This window comes from Actinophytocola sp., assembly GCF_036378875.1.
Taxonomy (GTDB): Bacteria; Actinomycetota; Actinomycetes; order Mycobacteriales; family Pseudonocardiaceae; genus Actinophytocola.
The window spans coordinates 1-3,175 of the sequence record NZ_DASUVO010000106.1 but is presented as its reverse complement, the minus strand read 5'-3'; the positions used below and the strand labels follow the sequence as shown (position 1 = coordinate 3,175).

Below are 3,175 nucleotides of genomic sequence, written 5' to 3'. Positions count from 1 at the left end.
CACGGACGCGTCGAAGCTGGGCGACGAGAACGCCAACACCCTGTCCCCCGGCCGCACCGCGAACCGGTCCGCCTCGGCGAACGCGAAGTTCGCCAAACCGGCATGGGTCACCACGACCCCCTTGGGCCGCCCGGTCGAGCCGGACGTGTAGATGACGTAGGCGGGGTGGGAGAGTTTGGCCACGGTCGGCGCCACGCCCGGCTCGTCCACACTGGACACCCAGGCGGGATCGTCGAGCACCAGCACCGGACACGCGTCGGCGAGCATGAACTCCTTGCGGTCCGCCGGATAGTCCGGATCCACCGGCAGGTACGCCGCACCCGCCGCCACCACCGCGAGCTGCGCGATGATCAGCTCGACGGACCGCGGCAACACCAACGCCACCACGGTTTCCGGACCAGCACCACGAGCGGCGAGCACCCGCGCGAGCCGGTCCACCCGAGATGCCAACTCGGCGTAGCTCAACACCAGGTCCCCGGCGATCAGGGCGGGTGCCTCGGGTGTCCGCGCCACCTGCGCACGGAACAACTCGATCAATGTCGCCGGTGCGATGTCCGGTCCCGCGTCGTGCCACGAGTCGATCAGGCGGCGTTCGTCGTCGGTGACCACGTCGATCGCGCCGACTGGCATCTCGGGGTCGGTGGTCACGGCGGTGAGGACCCGGTCGAGGCCGGTGGCGAAGCGCCACGCGGTGTCGGTGTCGAACAGGTCGGCGTTGTAGGTGAGGGAGACGTCCAACGCGCCGTCAGCGGACTCGTGGAACTCGAAGGTCAGGTCGTAGCTCGCCGACACGATGGGGAACTCGACGTCCTCGGCCAGCAGCCCGGCGAAGTCCTGGGTCTGGCCGGTCGCGTTCTGCAGCACGACCATGGTCTGGAACAGCGGGGTGCGACTCGGGTCCCGGTCGGGGTCGACGGCGTCGACGACCCGCTCGAACGGCACGTCCTGGTTGGCGAACGCGGTCAGGGTGGTCTCCCGCACCCGGCCGAAGTGCTCGGCGAACGAACGGCGGGCGTCGACCGGTGTGCGCAACGCGATCGTGTTGACGAAGAACCCGACGACGCCGCGCAGGTCCGGGTGTGCGCGACCGGCGGCCGCGGTGCCGACCGCGAAGTCGTCCTGTCCGCTGAACCGGTGCAACACCACGGTGGTCGCGGCGACGAGTGCCTGGAACAGCGTGCCGTCCCGCCGGCGGGCCAGTGCCCGCAGTTCGTCCGCGACGTCGGACTTCACGGCGAAGTCCAGCTGCGCGCCGGTCGTGGTGTGCACGGGCGGGCGAGGTCGGTCGGTGGGTAGCTCGAGGGTGGACACGTCGGCCAGCGCCTGCCGCCAGTGCCGCAGCTGGGAGTCCATGACCTCGGTCCGGCCACGCTGCCAGGTCGCGAAGTCGCGGTAGCGCACGGGAAGCGTGGGCAGCTCGGCCGGGACGCCGGCGACCTCGGCGCGGTACAGCTCCGCGAGGTCGCCGATGAGCACGCCGGCCGACCAGCCGTCGGTGATGACGTGATGCATGATCAGGGCCAGCACGTGGTCGTCGGCGGCGAGCCGGAAGACACCCGGCCGCAGCAGTGGCCCGGCGGCCAGGTCGAACGGTTCGGCGGCGGCCTCGGCGAGCGCGGCCGGCAGGTCGGCCTCGGCGAGGTCGACGACCGGCAGCGGAACGGGGCCGGGCGGGTGGATCAGTTGCACGCCAAGCCCGTCGACCTCGCGGCACGCGGTACGCAGCGACTCGTGCCGGGCGACCAGCGCGGTCATGGCGGTCGTGAGCGCGGCGAGGTCGAGCGGGCCCCGCAGTCGCACGGCGAGCGGAACGGTGTACTCGGTGCTGTCCGGTTCGTACTGGTGCAGGAACCACAGCCGCTGCTGTGCGAACGACAGCGGGTGCTCGGCGCTGTCGGGTGCGGCCGGGATGGTGTCGGCGCGCTGGTCGCCGAGCGCGGCGGCCAGTGCTTCGACGGTGCTGTGGGTGAACAGCGTCAACGGCCGCACGTCGACACCGAGCGCGTCCCGCAGCCGGGACACGACCTGGATGCTGAGGATGGAGTCGCCACCCAGGGCGAAGTAGTTGTCGCCTGCGCCGACCTGGTCGACGCCGAGCACCTCCGCCCAGATACGGGCGACCGTGGCTTCCAGCGGTGTCCTCGGCGCGACATAGCTGGCGGCGGCCGGCGCGAGGTCGGGCTCCGGCAGCGCCTGCCGGTCGGCCTTTCCGTTCGGGGACAGGGGAAGGGCGTCGATGACCGCGAACCCGGTCGGCACCATGTACTCCGGCAGCCGTTCCGCGAGGAAGTCCCGCAGCTCGCCACTCGTGAGCACGCGGTCCGAGACGACGTAGCCGACCAGTCGCTTGTGGCCGGCCGAGTCCGTGCGGACCGCGGCGACGGCGTCGGTCACGTCGGGGTGGCCCCGCAGCGCGGTCTCGACCTCGCCGAGCTCGACCCGGAACCCACGGACCTTGACCTGGTTGTCGATACGGCCGAGGAACTCCAGTTCGCCGGCGGGGCTCCAACGCACGAGGTCGCCGGTCCGGTACATGCGCTCGCCCGGCGCGCCGTGCGGGTTGGCGACGAACCGGGTCGCGGTGAGTCCCGGCCGGTCCAGATACCCGCGGGCCAGGCCGACACCGGCCACGTACAGCTCGCCCCGCACCCCGATCGGCACCGGCCGCAGCTCGGCGTCGAGCACCAGCGCACGGAAGTTCCAGATCGGCCGCCCGATCGGCGGGGCGCCCTGGTCGGGCGACAACGGCTCGGACCATGTGCTGATCGCGGTAGCCTCCGTCGGGCCGTATCCGTTGATCATCCGCCGGCCCGGTGCCCACTGCCGCACGAGCGCCGCCGGGCACACGTCACCGCCGACCATCAGTGTCCTCAGGTCGGGCAGCGCCATCGCGGGCACGGTGGCCATCGCGACCGGCGGGATGAACGTGTGGGCGATGCGGCAGTCACGGAGTGCCGCGCCCAGGTGCTCCCCCAGCAACGGTCCGGGCGGCGGGACCACCAGCGTGGCACCGTTGGGCAGCGCGAGGCACAGTTCCAGCACGGACGCGTCGAAGCTGGGCGACGAGAACGCCAACACCCTGTCCCCCGGCCGCACCGCGAACCGGTCCGCCTCGGCGAACGCGAAGTTCGCCAAACCGGCATGGGTCACCACGACCCCCTTGGGCCGCCCGGTC

General features: G+C 72.0%; 1 protein-coding gene. It reads right to left on the bottom strand.

Annotation, left to right across the window (positions count from 1 at the left end; genetic code table 11):
* On the bottom strand, positions 1–3,175 hold a 3,175-nt coding region (locus tag VF106_RS32250; protein ID WP_330843675.1), incomplete at both ends, for a condensation domain-containing protein.